Consider the following 18,894-nt stretch of genomic DNA (forward strand, 5'->3'; position numbering starts at 1 on the left):
CCCCTTCGCCCACCGGTACCCTACCCGCTACTTCGTGCCGTTGTTGGCGACGTTCCAGACGTCCTTGACCACGCCGACCGTGCTGCTCGTCGCTCCGCCGATCTTGTCGTAGTCGCCGGGAACGAACGACGAACCGGTGTCGATGGCCTGCCCGATCGGGTTGTTGGTGAAGCCGGAGACCGCGCCCGTGACCACCTTGACCGTGTTGTGCACCTGATAGAGGGTCGCGGCCCCCGCGGTGAACTTCATGCCGTTGGTGAGCAGGCTCGGGTCCGCCTTGGCCAGGTTGTAGAAGCCGACCAGGTCCTTGTTGATGCCGAAGCCCTTGCTGATGCTGAGGTTCAGGCCGGGGAACGCCTCGCGCGCCGCTTCCTTGATGAGCTCTGGACCGGACTTGGTGCCGGACTGGAACGCGGTGAGCGCCGCCTTCTGCGCATCCGTGCGGATGAACGGGGACTTGAACGCGTCGGAGAGCGGCTTGCTCAGGGCCTCGTTGGCCTTGGTGGCGCTCATGAAGTCCGTGCTGTGCCTGCTGACCCCCTGCAGACGTGCCAGCTGGCGGCTGTCGGTGATGCCGGTGCGGACGATGGCGGTGGCGCGCAGGTTCTTGGCCACCATCGCGAAGATCTTCCCGCCGAACAGCGTGAGCACGCAGCCGACGGCGGCGAACGCGACATCCCACCAGGAGCCGTCGCCGTTGATGACCTTGACGATGGACTCGACCAGGTCGATGATCGCGCCGATCGCGCCGAGCACGATCAGGATCTGGCCGAGGATGGGCACCCAGGCGAAGAAGATCGCCAGCACGCCCGCCCACTTGCAGATGGTCTTGAAGATGCTGAAGACGGTGGAGCCCCAGTCGTCCCAGAACGAGTCCTTCAGGCCGTGATTGTTCTTGTCGACGACGTTGACGATGGCGGCGATGGCGGTCTCGGCGGCGGAGTTCTTCGCATCCAGCGCTGTGTGCCACTCCGCGTGCGCCGCCCGCAGGTCGGCGTCGGCTGCGTCGGCGGCATCCTGCGACTTGGTGGCCGCCGTGGATGCCGTTGCCTTGTCGGCGTCTGCAGCGGTGTCCGCGGCATGCTGCGCGGTGGTCGCCGCGTGCTTGGCGGTGTTTGCCGCCTCCTGCTTGCTCTCGATGTGCGCGATGGCGGTGGTGGCCGCATCCTGGGCCGAGCGCAGGGACGACGAGTACGTGATGAGGGCGTCCGCGGTCGTGCGGTAGCGGTCGTGGGCCTTGTCGATGTCTCCGGCGACATCCTTGGCGGAGTCGCGGAACGCGTCGATGGCCTTGCTGACCATCTGGTCGACGTCGCCGATCTTCTTCAGCGTGGTGACCGAGCGCTGGATGGCGTCGGCGATCTCGGCGTAGTGGCGGGCCTTGGACAGCACCAGGTCCGGGTCGCCCTTGAGCGGCTGGTATTCGACGTCACTCATCTGCGTCTCCTAGTTCTTCGCCGGCGCTGCCGGGTAGTCCTGCGACTTCGCCGCGTCTTCCAGTGCGGTGGCGAGCCCCTCGTCCACCTTGGTGAAGCCGTCCGTGACCCCGGCGACGGACTTGGAGAGGCTCTCCACCGACTCGGTCATCTTCTTGCGCTTGTCGTTCCACTTGTGGGCGAAGTCGCGCACGTGGCCGGAGAGTCCGTCGTGGCCGGTGGCGTCCGCGACGGCGTCACTGAAGTCGTCTGCGCCCTTGAACTCGGAGACGATGGCCTCGAGGTCGGACTTGAGCTGTCCGAGCAGTTCCAGGTCGAGCTTCAGATCGGTCATGACGTTCCCCTCCGTTTTCAGGCTGTAGCCAACCTACCGAGCGCGGCATGGTGAGGCGATGGGGAGCAGTCCCCATGCAGCGACGTGCATGTATATAGGTATCGTTCTTTGCGTGCGCCTCAAACTCACGCTCTCCCGCCCATCCGGTGCCGGCGATGACATCGTCGTCACCGCAGACGCCGCAGCCAGCATCTCGGAAGTCGCCGCGAGCATCCGGCGTGTCGACCCGCGCGGCGGGGAAGGGCCGGTCACCGACGACAGGGCGCTGACCCTCCGCGCCGCCATCCCCGGCCAGGCGGAGACGCTCGTGCTGCCACCGGATGCGCCGATCGGCGAGGCCTGGATCGGAAGCGGGGCGACGGTCAGCCTGGCGGACGCCGGGGTGTACTACGCCCCGAGCGACCTCGGCGACGCGCCGGCGGTCGCGACGGCGCAGATCCTCACCGGCCCCGACACCGGGCGTGAGTTCCCGCTCCGGCCGGGAACGGCCCTCCTCGGCAGGGACGACAGCTGCGACATCGTGCTCAACGACCCGCTGGTGTCGAAGCGGCACGTGCGCCTCGAGGTGGGCGACGGCGTCGAGGTGATCGACCTCGGCTCCGCCAACGGCGTGGTGGTGGACGGCGGCATCGTGACCCGCCTCACCGTGCGGAGGTCGGAGACGCTGCTGATCGGAGACACCGAGGTGCGCATCGCGGTGTCCGGGCTGTCCGGCATCCCCGCTGCTGCGCCGAAAGCCGGACCGGTCTTCTTCAACAGGTCGCCGCGGGTGGAGCAGCGGTACGCGGGCCAGGTGTTCCAGGCGCCGGAGGTGCCGACGGAGAAGGATGACCCGCCCTTCCCGCTGCTCGCGATGATCACGCCGCTGCTGCTCGGCGGGGCGATGTTCGCGCTCACCCGCCAGCCGACGTCCCTGCTGTTCGTGCTGCTCTCCCCGGTGATGCTCATCGGCAACTACATGACCGGGCGCACCCGCGGCAAGCGCAAGCTCAAGAAGGCCATCGCGGTCTTCGACAAGCGACTGGATGCGCTCACCACCAAGCTGGACGCCGAGCGCCTCCGCGAGGTCGAGCTCCGGCGTGCGGAATCGCCGACCACGCACGCGGCCCTCGCGGACGCCGTGCAGCGCGGCCCGCTGCTCTGGACCAGGCGCCCCGAGCACTGGTCGTTCCTCAACCTGCAGCTCGGGATCGGCTCGATGCGGTCGAGGAACACGATCGCGAGCAACGATCGTGGCGAGATGATCGTCGAGTTCCAGGAGCGGCTGGACGCGGTCATCGACGCCAACGAACGCGTCTCGGACGTCCCCGTGCTCGACAACCTGTTCGAGTCCGGCGCGCTCGGCATCGCCGGCCCCGCCGAACACATCGCCGGGTCAGTCAATTCGACCCTGGTGCAGCTGACCGCGCTGCACTCCCCCGCCGAGCTCGTGGTCGCCGCCCTCGTCTCCCCGCGCTGGTCGCGGGAACTGGAATGGCTCAAGTGGATGCCGCACACCTCGTCGCCGCACAGCCCGCTCGCCGGAGGCCACCTCGCGGACAGCGCTTCCAGTGCATCCACTGTCCTCAGCGCGCTCGAAGGGCTCGTGGAGGAGCGGCTCGCCCGCGCGAAGGGCCCGCAGCGCCGCGGTGCGATGGAGCAGGAGCGCGCCGCGATCGAGCGCGGGGCCGAGGTCGGCAAATCGCAGACCGTCGACGGAACGCCGTCCCCCGTTCCCGCCGTGGTGGTCGTCATCTCCGGCGACGTGGCGATCGACCGGCCGCGTCTAGTGCAGCTGGCGGAGGCCGCGGCCGACGCCGGCGTCTTCCCGATCTGGCTGGACACCGACGTCGCGGCCCTTCCTGCCGTCTGCCGCACATACGTGGCGCACGCGGAGCGGGACGACCGCGCGACGGTCGGCTTCGTGCGCATCGGCGAGACCATCGACGACGTGGTCACCGAGCCTGTCGACCGCGCCACAGCGCTCGACTACGCGAAGCGCATGGCCCCCGTGATCGATGCGGGCGCGCTCGTCGCCGACGCCAGCGACCTGCCGCGCAGCATCTCGCTCGTCAGCCTGCTCGGCCACGACCTGACCGAATCGTCCGGCGCCGTCATCGACCGGTGGCGGCAGAACGCCTCCATCCACGACCGGTCGGGCGCGCGCCCCGTGAAACGCAGAGCGGGCACCCTGCGGGCCATCATCGGCTCCGCCGGCGTGGATGCGATGCATCTCGACCTGCGCAGCCAGGGCCCGCACGCCCTCGTCGGCGGCACGACGGGCGCAGGCAAGAGCGAGTTCCTGCAGGCGTGGGTGCTCGGGATGGCCGCCGAGTACAGCCCGGACCGGGTCACCTTCCTGTTCGTCGACTACAAGGGCGGCTCCGCCTTCGCGGACTGCGTGAGCCTGCCGCACTGTGTCGGCCTGGTCACCGACCTCAGCCCGCACCTGGTGCGCCGTGCGCTCACCAGCCTGCGCGCCGAACTGCACCACCGCGAGCACCTGCTCAACCGCAAGAAGGCCAAGGACCTGCTGGAGCTGGAGAAGCGCGGCGACCCGGAGTGCCCTCCTGCGCTCGTGCTGGTGATCGACGAGTTCGCAGCGCTCGTCGGCGAGGTGCCGGAGTTCGTGGACGGCGTGGTCGACATCGCCCAGCGCGGACGGTCGCTCGGCATCCACCTCATCATGGCCACCCAGCGCCCCGCCGGCGTCATCAAGGACAACCTGCGCGCGAACACTAACCTGCGCATCGCGCTGAGGATGGCGGACGAGTCCGACAGCCAGGACGTTGTCGGCGTCTCGGACGCCGCCCACTTCGACCCGGCCATCCCCGGGCGCGGCATGGCCAAGACCGGCCCGGGCAGGCTCGCCCCGTTCCAGTCCGCGTACGCGGGCGGCTGGACCAGCCGCGAACCGGAGCGCGCGGGCGTCGAGGTCGCCGAGCTGCGCTTCGGCGGCGAGATCCGCTGGGAGGAGGAGGGCTCCGGCCGCGAGGAGGAGCGCGACCTCGGGCCGACGGACCAGCAGCGCCTCGTGACCTCGATCGTGCGGGCGCAGGGCGAGGCCCGCATCCCGTCGCCGCGGCGTCCCTGGCTGGACGAGCTGGCCGCGGTCTACGACCTCGGGCTGCTGCGGCAGCGCACGGACGCAGAGCTGCTGCTCGGCGTGAGCGACGTGCCGGACAGGCAGCAGCAGCTGCCGGTGTACTTCCAGCCGGACGTGGACGGCAACATCGCCATCTACGGCACGGGCGGCGCGGGCAAGTCCGCTGCGCTCCGCACGCTGGCGTCGTCCGCGGCGATCACCCCGCGCGGCGGCCCCGTGCGCGTCTACGCGCTCGACTTCGGCGCCGGCAGCCTCCGGATGCTCGAGAAGATGCCGCACGTCGGCTCCGTGATCCCTGGCGACGACGCCGAGCGCATCATCCGCCTGTTCCGGATGCTCAAGGAGGAACTCGAGACGCGAGGGCCGCGGTTCGCGGAGGCCAACGCCTCCAGCATCACCGAATACCGCAGGCTCACCGGACGCCAGAACGAGGCGCGCATCCTGTTGCTGATCGACGGCTTCCCGAACTTCCGCGAGGACTTCGAGATCCCGGCGGGACGCTCGCAGTGGTACGACGTGTTCAAGGACATCCTCAGCGACGGCCGCCAGCTCGGGATGCACGTCGCACTCACCGGCGACCGGGCCGGCGCCGTCCCCACCGCGATCCGGTCGCTCGTGCAGCGCTCCGTGGTGCTGCGGCTCGCCGACGACGGCTACGGGATGCTCGACGTGCCGAGCGACATCCTCGGCCCGTCCTCCCCTCCCGGGCGCGCGATCGTCGACGGCTACGAGACGCAGCTCGCGGTGCTGGGCGGGAGCGCATCCGTGTCGGACCAGTCGGCGGCGACGACGCGCCTGGCCGAGGCGATGGTGCGCGCCGGGGTGCAGGAGACGCCGCCGATCGGCTCGCTGCCCAAGGAGTTCGCCATCGAGACGCTCCCGCCGTCGCACGACGGGGCGCCGGTGCTCGGGGTCAGCGACCTCGACCTCGGGCCGTTCGGGTTCGAGCCCGCTGGAACGCTGCTCGTCGCAGGCCCTCCGGCGAGCGGCCGGTCGACCACCCTGGCGGCGCTCGCGGCCTCTGTGCTGCGGTTCGACCCGCAGGCGCGGCTCTACTACCTGGGAAACGCGCGGTCGGCGCTCGGGCGGTCGAGCCACTGGACAGACGCGGCGACGACGCCGGAGACCGCGGCGGCGCTGGCGAAAGACCTGGTCGCCGCCGTCGCCGACCCGGACACGGAGGGGCGCATCGCGGTGATCGTGGAGAGCATCGGGGACTTCCTGCAGACCCCGGCCGACTCCCCCATCGTCGAGCTCGTGCGCGCCGTGCGCCGCAGCGACCACCTGCTGGTCGCCGAGGCTGAGTCGAGCGCCTGGGGGTCGTCGTGGCCGCTCCTCGGCGAGGTGAAGAACGGCCGCCGCGGTCTGCTGCTGCAGCCGGACTCCGTCGAAGGCGACCTGCTGCTCAAGACGCCGCTGCCGAGGCTGAACCGCTCCGAGTTCCCTCCCGGGCGCGGGGTCTACATCGCCAAGGGTCGCTTCGCACGCGTGCAGGTGCCGCTGGTCGGGGAGTAGAGGGAGTCGCGGGCGTCCGCTACTTCTCCTTCTCCCACGGCCAGCGCGGGCGACCGCGCTGCTGGAAGCGGCCGACGAGGACGAGCTGGTACAGGACCGTCACGACGAACCCGGCGATGCCGACCGTGATCGCGTAGATGCTGCCCAACTGCCCGACGGCGAACAGGACGTACGCGAACGGCTGCGACGGGTCTCCCGCCGCACCGGCGACCCCTCCGGCGACGATGAACACGAAGTAGCAGGCGAACCCGACGGCCAGCGCGACCCCCGGCGAGATGCGCTGCTTCTCCGCCGGGACGCGGGTGCCGATCACCAGGAGGAACACGAACAGCATCAGCGTCGCGCATCCGGTCATGATCGGTCCGACGAGCGGGCCGATGTCCGGGTCCGCGATCACGTCCGTGTTCGTCGCCAGCGAGATCAGCCCGAAGGCGGCGACCACCAGCGCCAGGTAGAGGAACGTGGCGAAGGCCGACAAGACGGCTGCGTACGCACGATACTCACGCATGAGTGGAGTCACGCATCACTGGAGTCACGCAGGGCGGTGCGTGCCGGTCAGTACCCCTGCGGCGTGGCGTACGCGGCGACGGCCTGGTTCTGCGCGTCGGCGAGCTGCTGGTCGTATGCGGCCTGAGCCTCGGCGTTGCGGATCTTGAGCTTGCGGCCGCGCGCTGCGAGCCACGCACCCGTCCACATCGAGATCTCGCGCGCGATCACACCGGCGAGCACCGCGAACGGGGCGACCCAGAGACGCTGAACGACCACGACGGCCTCGTTGGCGGTGAGCGTCCAGACGTGGAGGTCGACCAGCGACGCCCCGACGTACGCGAAGTAGACGAACAGCGCCACGAACAGGCCACCGAGGATGTAGGCCCACCAGCGGGCGCGGTTGATGATCTGGATGAGCACGACCATGCCGACGAAGAACGCCACCACGGGCACCCACCCGGCGGACTGCGACAGGAAGAAGCGCGACAGCGACTCGGCGAACTGGTCGGTCGGGGTGAGGGCGTAGCCGACGAGCACGACGGCGATCACCCACAGCACCGCGAACACGACCGTGCCGACGAGCGCGATCAGGATGCCGAAGCCCCTGTTGCTCTTCTTCTTCGGCGGCTCCGGGCGCTGCACGTAGATCGGCGTGACCGGCTGCGCGTACCCGGGGGCCGGAGCTGCGCCGGGCTCGGGAGCCCAGGTGGCCTCTCCTGCCACGGGCTGGGCGGTCGGCTGCACGGTGGTGGGCTGGGCGGCGGTGGCCGCCTCTGCCGCGACGATCACGGGCGTGGCCGACTGGGCGGGGGATGCGGTGTCCACGGTGGCCGTTCCGGCTGCGGCGGCCGCCGGCACGTCTCCGGTGTGCGAGCGGGCGACGGCGGCTGCGATGTCGTCGTCGGTCGCGACGACGGGCTCCGGCTCGGTCACCTTGGCCGGGGCGCTGGGGGCCGGAGTCGCGGGGACCTCGGTGGCCGGGGCCTCCTGCGCGTCTGCGGCAGGCGCATCCGGTCGATTGACGTGGCCGCGTGCAGACACCGGGCTCGACGGCGGGTCGACGACCTCAGGGTCGGTGTCGCGGGGCTCGGCGGCCGCGGACTCCGCCGCCGCGGGCTCTGCCGCTGCAGTCTGGGCGGGGGCCGTCGCCGGCGCCGTTCCGGCCGTGGTCGGCGCATTCTCCCCCGCGGGCTCCGCGGCTGCGCCGTTGTTCCGCGCAGATTCCGGCGTCTCGCTCATGGTGCCACTCCTCGATCGGCCCGGTCGGGCATCCGTCAGTGCTGCCCACTGTAGCAACGGGGTGAAGGAAGTCCAGGGAGGGCTGGCGGTGAGCGGGAGGAGTGGTTATTTCTGCGCTGCGGCCGCCTTCGGGAGGGTGAGGACGTATGTGTAGCCGTTGATCTTGGCGTCGACGCCCGTGCCGCCGGATGCTGGACCGGAGGAGAAGCCGTCCACCAGGAACAGCCGCTGGCCGGTCTGAGCGGCGTGCAGAAACGCCACGACGTTGGTGTATCCGCCTGTCACGGTGAAGCTGACGGGCACCACCGTGAAGTTCTGGGCCGTGATGAGGGGACTGACGACGGGCGGCATCCCGGCGACGGGGACCGGCGCAGCCGTGGCCGTCGGAGCGGGGGTCGGCGTCGCCGACGGCGACGGGGTGGCCGTCGAGGCGGCGGACGAGCCGGTGGAGGCGACGGGGGCCGCCGGTGCTGCCGGGGCTGCGTACGGCTGCCCGTCCGCGATCGCCCAGCCCGAGATCACCACGCCGTTCGCCGCTGCGAAGCCATTGAGCTCGTCCATGAACGCCGCGTTGGCTGACTCGGTCGGCACGGAGGCGGCGAGTGATGCCAGCGTCTTCTTCAGCGCCGGGAGGTTCGCCGAGTCCTTCTTCAGCCGGTCGAGCACGGCGGTGTTCGCTGTGATGGTCTGGTCGACCTGCGCGGTCTGCGTGTCAGCGGCGGCGGCCTGGTCGAGCTGGGGCTGGATGCCGACCACCCAGCCGAGCGCCACGAGGGCGACCATCACGATGACGGAGCCGATCATCCAGAGTCTCGTCTTGTCCATGATCACTTGCCCTTCTGCTCGAAGCGCTTCGCGTAGCGCGTCTGGTCGACATGGAGGGTGATGGTGACCTTGTACTGACCGGTCGTCGTGTCGAGTGAACCGATGCTCGGCACCACGTCCGCGACGCCAGGGATCTTCTCCAGCTCGCGCACCCAGGCGGTGACGTCGGGGATGGTGGGACTGGAACTGACGGTGGTGACGGTCCCGATCCTGGCCAGCTGCAGCGGGTCCGGAGACTGCTGGTAGATCGCGAGCGGCGACGCGGAGTCCGCCGCGACCGTGTCGAGCGCGACCCCGGCCGGTTGCACGGCGCCCACCTGGTCGAGCAGCGCTTTCCAGTCGATCTCGGTGGACGCGCCCACCCGCTGCGCCGCCTGGGCGAGCGCGACCTCTTTCTGCACATCCCGGACGCCGGTGAACTTCTGCTGCTGGGTGAGCAGGTCGGCGGTGGCGAGCTGGGCTCCGAGGAACCTGGCCTGGGCCGCGACGTTGTAGACGAACGCCCCACCGATGGCGAGGACGACGGCGAGCAGCACGGCGAGGACTCCCCAGCCGAAACCGCGGCGGGTGCTCCTGTTCTTCCGTTCGGCCCTGACCTCCGGCGGCAGGAGGTCGACGCGCGGCTCGCTGCCGATGTCGATGCTCTCCGCGCGGCCGGCGGATTTCGGCGCGGACGCTCTGGTGGCCTTGAGTTCGGCCGGGGCTGTGGGCTTCTTGGGCGCTTTCGGCGCCCTGCGGCCCTTCGTCGCCGGAGCGACCGTCGGCAGCTGCTCCGTCTCCTGGGCGTCTGAGCGCCTCGTCGTGATACTCATGCTGCGCTCCCGAGTGCGAGGCCGAGCGCCACCGTGAGCGCCGACCGGTTCTGCCGAAGCGCATCCGCGTTGAGACTCCGCGAGAGGGCGACGGCGTGGAAAGGGTCGCCGACGGCGACGGGCAGCCTGGTCATCTCGCTCAGCGCGTCGGTGAGGCCGGGCAGCTGGGCTCCGCCTCCCGTCACGACGAGCCCGCTGACCGGGTTGTTCGGGCGGGTGTTCACGAAATAGCTGACCGTGTTCCGCAGGCTGGTGAGCAACTCGCTGGTCACGCGATAGATGATCTCGACCGCCTGCTGCTCCTCGATGGTGGTCACCTGCTTGGCCAGGCCGATCGTCGCCTTGATGCGCTCGGCCTCGCCGAGCTCGACGCCGAGCCCCTCCCTCAACGCCTGGGTCAGCTCCGCTCCCCCGGCCGGGATGATGCGCACGAACTGCGGCACGCCGTCGGTGACGACCACCACGCTCGTCGTGTTCGCGCCGATCTCGATCAGGGCGACGGTGCCGCCGATCCTGGCCCTGCTGATCAGGATGCGGCTGAGCGCGAACGGGATGAGGTCCACATCCACCGTGGTCAGCCCGGCGAGCTGCGTCGCCTTCACGTTGCCGAGCACCGCCTCCTTCACGGCGGCGACGAGCAGGCCGTTCACCACCGGGCCGTTGTCGCTCATGCCCTCGGAGACCGGGTAGAAGTCGAGTAGCGCCTCAGCGACCGGCACGGGCAGCATGTCCTGCACCTGGAACGGCAGGGCCTCCCTGATGCGGGTGCGCGACATCCGCGGCACCGTGAGGTCACGGGCGAGCACTCGCTGGTTGCCCATCCCGAGCACCACGTCTTTGCTCTTGAAGCCGCCCTGCTGCCAGAGCCGTCTGAGGCTCGCGGCGACGGTGTTCGGTTCGAGCACCTCTCCGCGGCTGACGGCGCCCTCCGGCAACGGGACCTCGAAGTGGCGCAGCAGCGTCGGCCGTGCCTTGGCCGGGTCGGCGACCTCCACGGCGCGAACGGTCGAACTTCCGACGTCGATGCCGACGATGCTCGTAGCCATTCGATCTCCTCAGGTTCTTCTATGCGATTCCGAGAAGCGCCAGGTAGGCGCCCCACACTGCGTTGCCTGCGAGGACGCCGATCCAGGCCCCGCCGAGCATCCACGGCCCGAACGGGATGCCGGACCCGCGGCGCGCGCGGCGCGAGACCAGGAGCGCGGTGGCGAACAGACCGCCGAGCAGGAAGGCGGCGAACGCGCCCACGACGAGAGCACCCCAGCCGAGGAAGCCGAGGAAGAGGCCGAGGACGCCCGCGAGCTTGACGTCGCCGAACCCCATCCCGCCCGGCGCGATCATCGCGAGGATGAGGTAGACGGCGAACAGTCCTGCGGCGCCGACGACCGCCCGCACCAGCACACCGGGCTCGCCGTTCAGCAGCGCGGCGGCGCCGAGCAGCACGGCGCCCACCGCGTACGAGGGGAGCACGATCGCGTTCGGCAGGCGGTGCGCATCCAGGTCGATGAGGGCGAGGGCGATGCTGACGGCGGAAAGATAGAGGAACGCGACCACGACGAGCACGGCGGCGACGGTGGATGCGGTCCCCACCGGATGCACGGAGCCCGGCCCGGCCCAGAACCACCAGGCCACGAATGCGAACGCCAGGCCGGTCGCCGCCTCCACGAGCGGGTACCGCGCCGAGATGCCGCTGCGGCAGGACCGGCACTTGCCGCCGAGGAACAGCCACGACAGCACCGGGATGTTGTCGTACGGCTTGATCTCGGTGCCGCAGCTTCCGCACGCACTCGGCGGCGACACGATCGACCGTCCAGCAGGAACGCGGTAGACGACCACGTTGAGGAAGGAGCCGATCAGCAGGCCGAACACGGCGACGAAGCCGACGGCGGCGATGGCGAAGGCGGCGGTCACGGTATCGCCGCCCCGCTCGGGGCATATGCCGTCTTGACTTCGACGACGGCGCTTGTTCCATAGGTCGTCGACACGGGAGAGAGAAACTTCGGCGGAGCGGTGTACTGGAGACGCGCATCGTATTGATAGCTCTTCGCGTAGCCCGTCGTGATCGTGCCACCCGACGATTGAGCGACAGGACCCCTGAATTTCTGAGCGATGGCTCCCTTGATCGTCAGGGTTCCCTTTTTTCCGGCCGTGTAGTTCTGGACTTGGAACGTGTGTGCGACTGAGAGGATCGCGGCGTCGATCTCCAGTCCGGCCGTCGACGAGTCGAGCAGTGTTCCGCCGGAATCCACGGGGTTGTAGACCCACACCGCGTTCTGGCCGACCAGCCCGAGCATGTCGGCCTGAGGGTCGACGTAGGTGATCGGCCCGACCACGTAGATGTAGTTGTCCGCCGCGACCGTCGCCGCTGCGTGGACGCTGCCCTTGACGAAGGCGTCCCCGTTCCTGCAGCCGTACGACGGTGCGGCAGTCGTGGATGACGGCGCCTTCTCGGAGGCGGCGGGATAGCCGAGCCCGTTGCTTGTGCCCGAGCTGCCCGCCACATTCGCGCAACTGAAATTCGACGGGAGCGCGGTGGCAGCCCAGTAGTTCGGATCTCCCGCGGTCACCGGAACGCCCTGGACGAAGATGAGGTTGTTTGCAGGAACAGGGATGGTCTGCCCCGCCGGACTGCCGAGCGTTCCCACCGCCGCATAGCCCGGCGTCCCGCATTGCGCGCTCACGGTTCCGCTCGACGGCGGGTTGCCCGCGACGTTCGTGTAGATCGTCCACGGGCTCCGAACGGTCATGGTTCCGCCCGCGTTGAACGTGATCGTCGTCGGACCGGTGTAAAGGCAGCCCGGTCGAGGGACGGACGTCAGATCGCTCCGCGTCTCCTGCTTCATCTGCGTGTTCGTCGACGGCATAGCGACAACGGGGCTGAATCGCGGGTACCCGGAGATCGCGAAGTTTCCCGCGGAGCACCCGTTCGGCGTCACATACGCCGGACCCGACGTGGGGTTGTATCCCGTTGTGACGATGTTGTTGAAGGTCGTGCCGCAGATCTGCAGCGTGTCATTCGAATGGACCGGCCCATTGATCGTGTCGGCTGCGGCGAACTGGATTGCCGTGCAATTCGGCCTGCTGGCGACGGCCCACGCGTACGCCGGCGTGCACGATGTCGACGAGGTCGCTGGATCCTGGATCTCGTAGTCGGTGAAGTAGAGGAAGTCGATGAACCCTGACTGTTTGAGATCGGCGACGATCGACCGCGTGGTCTGGCCGACCTTTCCCGTCGATCGGATACGCAGCGTGCCGCTGGTGGAGTATTGCGAGTTGTCCACCTCATACCGATAGCTGGCGCGGCCGTCGCTGCCGGCCACCGTTGCCCATGAACCTGTGGTGCCCGTCCCGAATGCCGGGTTCGAGTTCGTCCCTGTGAACGAACTCGTCGCGCTGAACGCCGCCGCCGTCGTGCCGTATTGCTGATAGGTGTTGTCGTTGGCGAGCTTCGCCTGGTAGTCCTCGACCCCCGCGTACGCAGCGGACATCGCCGCGTTCCAGTCCTGATCACTGTCGGCCTTCTGGAACCCGCCCAGTGACGAGGCGAGCATGATCGAGACGAGAAGCATCAGCGCCGCCCCGATGCCGATCACCATCGCGAGAGCCATGCCGTCGTCGCCACCGGTCACCCGCCGCATCACAGCGACCTCGACAGCGGGAGATTCGGCATGCCGACTGTGTTCTGCAACGTGACGTTCGAGCTGTTCCCCGCCGCGGTCGCACTCAGGGTGAGAGTGACCCGTACCGCGGCGATGCTGCGCAGATTGCCCGTTGTGTATCCTCCCGACGGGATGGGAAGCGGTTGGTTGTCGACCCCGAGGTATGTGAAAAGGGACGGATTCGATCCCGTCTGGGTGACGACTTTGCCTCCAAGGTTGCGCGTCGAACTCGCCGACGTCGAAAAGCCCCAGTAGCCCGGGCTCAGCGCGTACGCGTTGTACTTCGTCTCGATGAGGTTCCGATTCACATCCACACTGAAGGTGACCTTGACCGGCTGCTCGGCAGAAGAAGCGAGATTAACATAGGCGTAAACAGTCACCGACTCCGGCGTCGCTGTCGTGAACGCGGGATCGTTGAGCGCCTGGCCGCTGACGGGATTCTCCGTTGCGGCCCGAAGGATCCGTGAGATCTCGTTCATCCCGTTCGATGCCGTCTTCGAGTTGGTCCCGACCGACTGGTTGAGGGAGAACGACTTCGTCGCGGTCACGAAGAAGCCGGCCACTGCGGCGAGGATGACACCGAAGATCGTGATGGCGACGAGGAATTCGGCGACAGTGAAGCCGGCGTCTTGGCGGAACCGACGCGCCCCGATCACGGCCCCACCGTCCGAGGGTCGAGAGTGATCGTGGCTTGAACGGGAGAGGCCACTCCACGGGTGACGAACGCGATCGCCGTCGTGGCGATCGTGGTCGCTGTGCTTCCAGAGGACGACCCGGTATAGAGCTTCCACGCGCCGAACGGAAGGGCGATCGTCATCGAGGACCCTGACGTGAGCTTGGGGAACGTGTACGTGTTCGGCGTCGTGCAGCCAGGGTCTCCCGTCGCCGGGATCGGCGCCTGCGAGACGGCGGTGAGATAGCTGTTGCTCGCGAGGCCTGTCACGGTAACCACCCCCATTGCGATCAGCCGCGTGGACTGCGTTTGACCGGGCAGGGCCGCTGCCGCCTGGACCGTGTGCCCGACCGCCCCATCGGCGGCGGGCGTCGTCCATGCTGCAGGATCGACGTTCGTGCAGCTGGGAGCAGTTCCGATCGGCGCTACGTACTTCCCGGCGAGCGCGGCATAGCCGTCGGAGAAGGGGAAGAGCCTGGTCGTCGTCGCAGCGCCGATCGGCTGTACGTACGCGCCTCCGATGGGGTTGACGAAGGTGAGGTTCAAATTCGTCGGTCGGACGGCGGTGGGGTTCTGGTACTGCAGCGTGAAGATGCCGCTGTTGTCATAGGTGAACGGCGCAGATGCGGCCGTTCCGGCGGTGACTTGAAGGGTGCTCAGAACAGGCGTCGGGTTCTGATTGATGTCCAGGTAGTTGGGGTTCGACAGCGTGACATCGTAGTTGCCAGGAGAGACCTTCAACGCGTATGTGCATCCATCGGAGTCTGTCGCTGCCGGCGTCGTGGTGAGCGCCGTAGCGCCGTTGGGAGTGCTCGATGGCGCGACGGAGACGACCACTCCAGGGGTGCCGGCCCCGGATGCCGATTTCACCGAGACGATGATCGTGCCGAGCGTCGGGTCGTTGATGCGGCTGTTCGGAGCGATCAGGGTGTCTGCGCGTACCGGCTGCGTCGCCGCCCGCATCCCTGCCCAGGTGACGGCGATGTTCACCTTCTTGTATTGCAGGGTTCCGCCACCCGCGCCGCAGGCGACACTGCTGTTGTTCGTGGACACCCAGTCCGTGCCCCGCGCAATGGTGAACGTCGTGCCATTGACGACGGTGGTCCACGAGGTGTCCGTGACCGCGAAGACATTGCTGGCCGACCGGTCGAGGTCGATCTCCTGGGCCGCGAGATTGGCGGCCGTCTCACGTGCGCGCGTGTCGTTCGTGAGCAGGAGCGAGCTGGAGATGGAGAGAGCGATGCCGATCGAGATGAGCGCGAAGATGAACATCGCCACCATCACCTCGATGAGGGTCAGGCCGGATTCGCCGTCCGGCGTTGTGGTTGGTCGAGTCACGGTCACCTCCTCATCGGGTTGTCTCGGAGTGATTTTGGAGCGACGGCGGGCGGAGACCCGATTCGGTCCCCGCCCGCCGCCACAGCGGTGCGGTTACGGGTGTCAGCAGCCGGCGGGCGCGGTGTTCGCGGCCGATACGCCTGAGTTGTCGGTGGTGTAGAACTTGTTTCCGGACGCGCTCGTCGCGACCAGGCAGTACGTCGTCGCGGTCGTGGCAGGCGCCGAGGGGCTCCAGGCGACGCTCGTGCCGCTGTAGCCGAAGGTGCCGAGTGCGGCCGAGGTGATCGCCGTCGGAAGTGCGCTGTTGCTCGTCTGATACGCCACCACCGCGGTCTTCGCGTTGGTCAGGTCGGACTTGGCCGCGCTGTCCTTGGCGTTGTTCTGGATCCCCAGGTAGACGGGGATGGCGATGGCAGCGAGGATGCCGATGATGATGACGACGACCAAGAGTTCGATGAGGGTGAAGCCCTTCTCGTCGTCTTCGAGGAGGCCCTTGCGGCGGGCGTTCAGTTTGCCCATGAGTCGGAAGTACATTGCAGTGTCCATTCGGTCGGGTGAATCGTTCGGTTCGAACGGGTGCGAGGTCCGTCCGGTGGTTGATGGTAATTCCGAGAAAACTCACGGCAGAATCCCACGAATGGGGGCAATATCACTCATTTATCACCCCAGTTCAGGGGCGAAAATATGAAAAATACCTATCGGTTTCTATTTGACCAGTGTGGCGATTTGGAAAATAGGCATATACAGAGCGATGACCATCCCACCGATGACGACGCCGAGGAAGGCGATCATCAGCGGCTCGATCATCGCTGTGAGCTGTTCGGTCGCAGCTTCGACCTCTTGCTCATAGAAGTCCGCGATCTTGTCCAGCATCGTCTCCAGTGAGCCCGCGTCCTCTCCGACTGCGATCATCTGGGTGACCATCGGAGGAAAGACCGGCTGCGCGGCGAGGGGCTTGGCGATGGACTCGCCCTGGCGCACGGATTCCGCCACATCGACGAGCGCGTTCTCGATGACCCAGTTCCCGCTCGTCTCCCCCACGATGCGGAGCGCCTGCAAGATCGGGACACCGGCCGAGATCATGTTCGCGAAATTCCTGCTGAACCGCGCCACCGCGATCTTCTTGAGCAGCGAACCGAATACAGGTATTCGGAGCTTGACAGGGTCGACGCGTCGCCGGACCGACTCATTGTTCTTGTTGCGACCCCACCACACGGCGAACACGATCGTGCCCACCACGAGAACCGGAGCCACCCACACCATCGCGTGCGATGCGACGACGAGAATCTCGGTCGGCAGCGGCAGCTGGCCACCAAGACCTTTGAACATGTTCTCGAACACCGGCACGATGAAGAGGAGCATCGCGATCACCGCGACGATCGACATGATCAGCACGATCACCGGGTAGGTCAGCGCGGATTTGATCGTGCCCTTCAGCTTCACCTCTTTCTCGAAGGTCGCTGCAATCGACTCCAGAGCATCGTCGAGGAAGCCGCCTGTCTCGCCGGCCTTCACCATGTTGATCATGAGCGGCGGAAAGACCTCACTCCGCTTCCTCAGCGCGTCGGACACGGCTACGCCGGTCTCGACATCATCGCGGACCCCCGCGATGATCGTGGCGAGCTTCTTGTTGTCCGTCTGCTCCGCGAGGATGTGCAGCGTGCGGAGCAGCGAGAGCCCGGAGCCGATCATGGTGGCCATCTGGCGACTGAGGATCGCGAGATCCTTGAGCTTCACCCCGCTGCCGAAGGACAGCGACACTTCGCGGTTGAGACCCGTCCCAGCGGGCGCCTCCTGCAGCGAGATCGGAGAGAGCCCCATCGTTCTCAGCCGCGCGACAGCGGATGCTTCACCCGCGGCGTCGAGTCGCCCCTTCACGACCTTTCCGGCTGCGTCCCTGCCCGTATATGCGTATGCGGTCGTGGTCGCCATCAGTGCACTCCTGAGTATGTGTCGCCGAAGTCCGGCCCGCTGGATGCGATGGCCATCGCCGAGGAGTCTGTCGGAGACTCCGCGCGCTGGATGAGCCTGGTGATGCCTTCCACGTCGTGGGCCTTGTCCATGGCCGCCTTGCGGGTGATCTGGCCGGAGTTGACGAGGTCGGCGAGGTGCTGGTCCATCGTGCGCATCCCGGAGTCGCGGCCCGCCTGCATCATCGAGGCGATCTGGTAAGTCTTGCCCTCGCGGATGAGGTTGGCGACGGCGGGAGTCATCATCAGGATCTCGGTGGCCACCACGCGGCCGCGGCCGTTCGCCCGCTTCACGAGGGTCTGGCAGACCACGCCCTGCAGGGTGGCGGCGAGCTGGGCGCGCACCTGGTCCTGCTGGTGCGGAGGGAACACGTCGATGACGCGGTCGATGGTCTGCGGCGCATCCTGGGTGTGCAGGGTGGCGAAGACCAGGTGGCCGGTCTCGGCGGCGGTGAGTGCGACCGAGATGGTCTCCAGGTCGCGGAGCTCGCCGATCAGGATGACGTCGGGGTCCTGGCGCAGGACGTGCTTGAGGGCAGCACCGAAGCTGTGGGTGTCGTGCCCGACCTCGCGCTGGTTGACGATCGACTTCTTGTGGGTGTGCATGAACTCGATCGGGTCCTCGACCGTCACGATATGGTCTGCGCGCGTGGTGTTGACCAGGTCGATGAGGGCGGCGAGGGTGGTCGACTTGCCGGAGCCTGTCGGGCCGGTGACCAGCACGAGACCGCGCGGCAGTTGCGAGAACGAGCCGACGGCATCCGGGACGCCCAGCTCGTGCAGCTGCTTGATCTCGGTCGGGATGAGACGGAACGCGGCTCCGACGGAGCCGCGCTGCTGGTAGACGTTGACGCGGAAACGGGAGTTGGCGGAGATGGTGAACGCGAAGTCGAGTTCGAGCTCCCGGTCGAAGACCTCGCGCTGCCGGTCGGTGAGGAGACTGGTGAGCGCCGCCCTGGTGCGGTCGTGGTTCCACGGGGTCACGGAGCCCGCCGGCCGCAGGCTGCCGTCGACGCGCACCATCGGTGCCGTCCCGACGGTGACGTGCAGGTCGGACGCGCCCTGGTAGACCACCTCGTGCAGCGCCGCGACCAGCTCGGCGTCCGCGCGTTCGAGCGCTTCGCGCTCCACGGTGGTGAGCGTCTCGTCGATGGGCTCAGGCTCGTGCGGGTGCAGGGCGACGGGAAGCACGGGCTCGGGGAGCGGGTCGGCGGCGCGACGCCCGGACGGGACGAGCCGCTGCACCGGATACGCATCGTCGACCGCGGGGAACGGGACGGTCGGAAGCGCGGCCGTGGGCGGCGCGGCAACCGGCGGGGCGACGACAGGCGCGGCGACGGGCGGCGCGACGGGCGGCGCCAGCAACGGCGGCGGCAGCAGCGGTGTGCCATCCCCCGGCGCCCAGCCTCCGGCCGTCGAGCCCGGTGGGGTCACCGGGATCTCATACACCGGCTTCTGCTCCGGCGGCGGAAAGCCGCCCCAACTCGTGTCGTTGCTCGCATCCGATGCCATGAGCCCT

15 protein-coding genes are annotated in these 18,894 nt (G+C 68.2%); 1 reads left to right on the plus strand and 14 read right to left on the minus strand.

The window, feature by feature from the left end; all coding sequences use genetic code 11:
- Positions 1-27: 27 nt before the first annotated feature.
- Positions 28-1,437 carry a putative T7SS-secreted protein gene (locus ACN6M5_RS09210; RefSeq protein WP_434949387.1) on the minus strand — a complete coding sequence of 470 codons (1,410 nt, stop codon included), beginning with the start codon at positions 1,435-1,437 and terminating at the stop codon, positions 28-30.
- 9 nt (positions 1,438-1,446) lie between these two features.
- Positions 1,447-1,770 carry a hypothetical protein gene (locus ACN6M5_RS09215; RefSeq protein ID WP_085368827.1) on the minus strand — a complete coding sequence of 108 codons (324 nt, stop codon included), beginning with the start codon at positions 1,768-1,770 and terminating at the stop codon, positions 1,447-1,449.
- A 112-nt stretch (positions 1,771-1,882) separates the two neighbouring features.
- On the opposite strand from ACN6M5_RS09215, the gene ACN6M5_RS09220 reads away from it, so the two are divergent.
- Positions 1,883-6,370, plus strand: a complete 4,488-nt coding sequence (locus tag ACN6M5_RS09220) for a type VII secretion EssC family protein (RefSeq protein WP_434949388.1) — start codon at positions 1,883-1,885, stop codon at positions 6,368-6,370.
- A gap of 19 nt (positions 6,371-6,389) precedes the next feature.
- On the opposite strand, the gene ACN6M5_RS09225 is transcribed toward ACN6M5_RS09220, so the two are convergent.
- From ACN6M5_RS09225 to ACN6M5_RS09280, 12 genes are all read right to left on the minus strand, one after another.
- Positions 6,390-6,878, minus strand: coding sequence for a DUF6121 family protein (locus ACN6M5_RS09225; protein ID WP_434949389.1), 489 nt, complete (start codon positions 6,876-6,878; stop codon positions 6,390-6,392).
- A 47-nt stretch (positions 6,879-6,925) separates the two neighbouring features.
- A complete protein-coding gene (locus ACN6M5_RS09230) occupies positions 6,926-8,098 on the minus strand; it encodes a cation:proton antiporter (protein ID WP_434949390.1) in 1,173 nt (390 codons plus the stop codon).
- Between the two features lie 105 nt (positions 8,099-8,203).
- A complete protein-coding gene (locus tag ACN6M5_RS09235) occupies positions 8,204-8,923 on the minus strand; it encodes a hypothetical protein (protein WP_143465684.1) in 720 nt (239 codons plus the stop codon).
- Between the two features lie 2 nt (positions 8,924-8,925).
- Positions 8,926-9,735: a hypothetical protein gene (locus ACN6M5_RS09240; RefSeq protein WP_085368832.1), complete on the minus strand. Its 810-nt coding sequence runs from the start codon at positions 9,733-9,735 to the stop codon at positions 8,926-8,928.
- On the minus strand, positions 9,732-10,781 hold the full coding sequence (gene pilM / locus ACN6M5_RS09245) for a type IV pilus assembly protein PilM (RefSeq protein WP_434949391.1): 1,050 nt from the start codon (positions 10,779-10,781) through the stop codon (positions 9,732-9,734). The genes ACN6M5_RS09240 and pilM overlap by 4 nt, the downstream gene beginning before the upstream one ends.
- 19 nt (positions 10,782-10,800) lie before the next feature.
- Positions 10,801-11,646, minus strand: coding sequence for a prepilin peptidase (locus tag ACN6M5_RS09250; RefSeq protein WP_434949392.1), 846 nt, complete (start codon positions 11,644-11,646; stop codon positions 10,801-10,803).
- Positions 11,643-13,373, minus strand: coding sequence for a hypothetical protein (locus ACN6M5_RS09255; RefSeq protein ID WP_434949393.1), 1,731 nt, complete (start codon positions 13,371-13,373; stop codon positions 11,643-11,645). Before ACN6M5_RS09255 ends, ACN6M5_RS09250 begins: the two co-directional genes overlap by 4 nt.
- Positions 13,373-14,050 carry a PulJ/GspJ family protein gene (locus ACN6M5_RS09260; protein ID WP_434949394.1) on the minus strand — a complete coding sequence of 226 codons (678 nt, stop codon included), beginning with the start codon at positions 14,048-14,050 and terminating at the stop codon, positions 13,373-13,375. The genes ACN6M5_RS09255 and ACN6M5_RS09260 overlap by 1 nt, the downstream gene beginning before the upstream one ends.
- A complete protein-coding gene (locus ACN6M5_RS09265) occupies positions 14,047-15,405 on the minus strand; it encodes a type IV pilus modification PilV family protein (RefSeq protein ID WP_434949395.1) in 1,359 nt (452 codons plus the stop codon). The genes ACN6M5_RS09260 and ACN6M5_RS09265 overlap by 4 nt, the downstream gene beginning before the upstream one ends.
- 102 nt (positions 15,406-15,507) lie before the next feature.
- Complete coding sequence (locus tag ACN6M5_RS09270; protein WP_434949396.1) at positions 15,508-15,939, minus strand: type IV pilin protein; 432 nt, start codon at positions 15,937-15,939, stop codon at positions 15,508-15,510.
- 171 nt (positions 15,940-16,110) lie between these two features.
- Positions 16,111-17,337: a type II secretion system F family protein gene (locus tag ACN6M5_RS09275; RefSeq protein WP_434949397.1), complete on the minus strand. Its 1,227-nt coding sequence runs from the start codon at positions 17,335-17,337 to the stop codon at positions 16,111-16,113.
- A complete protein-coding gene (locus tag ACN6M5_RS09280) occupies positions 17,337-18,887 on the minus strand; it encodes a type IV pilus twitching motility protein PilT (RefSeq protein ID WP_434949398.1) in 1,551 nt (516 codons plus the stop codon). The genes ACN6M5_RS09275 and ACN6M5_RS09280 overlap by 1 nt, the downstream gene beginning before the upstream one ends.
- Positions 18,888-18,894: the final 7 nt, after the last annotated feature.

Origin of the sequence: Leifsonia araucanica (assembly GCF_051161895.1) — a bacterium.
GTDB lineage: Bacteria > Actinomycetota > Actinomycetes > Actinomycetales > Microbacteriaceae > Leifsonia.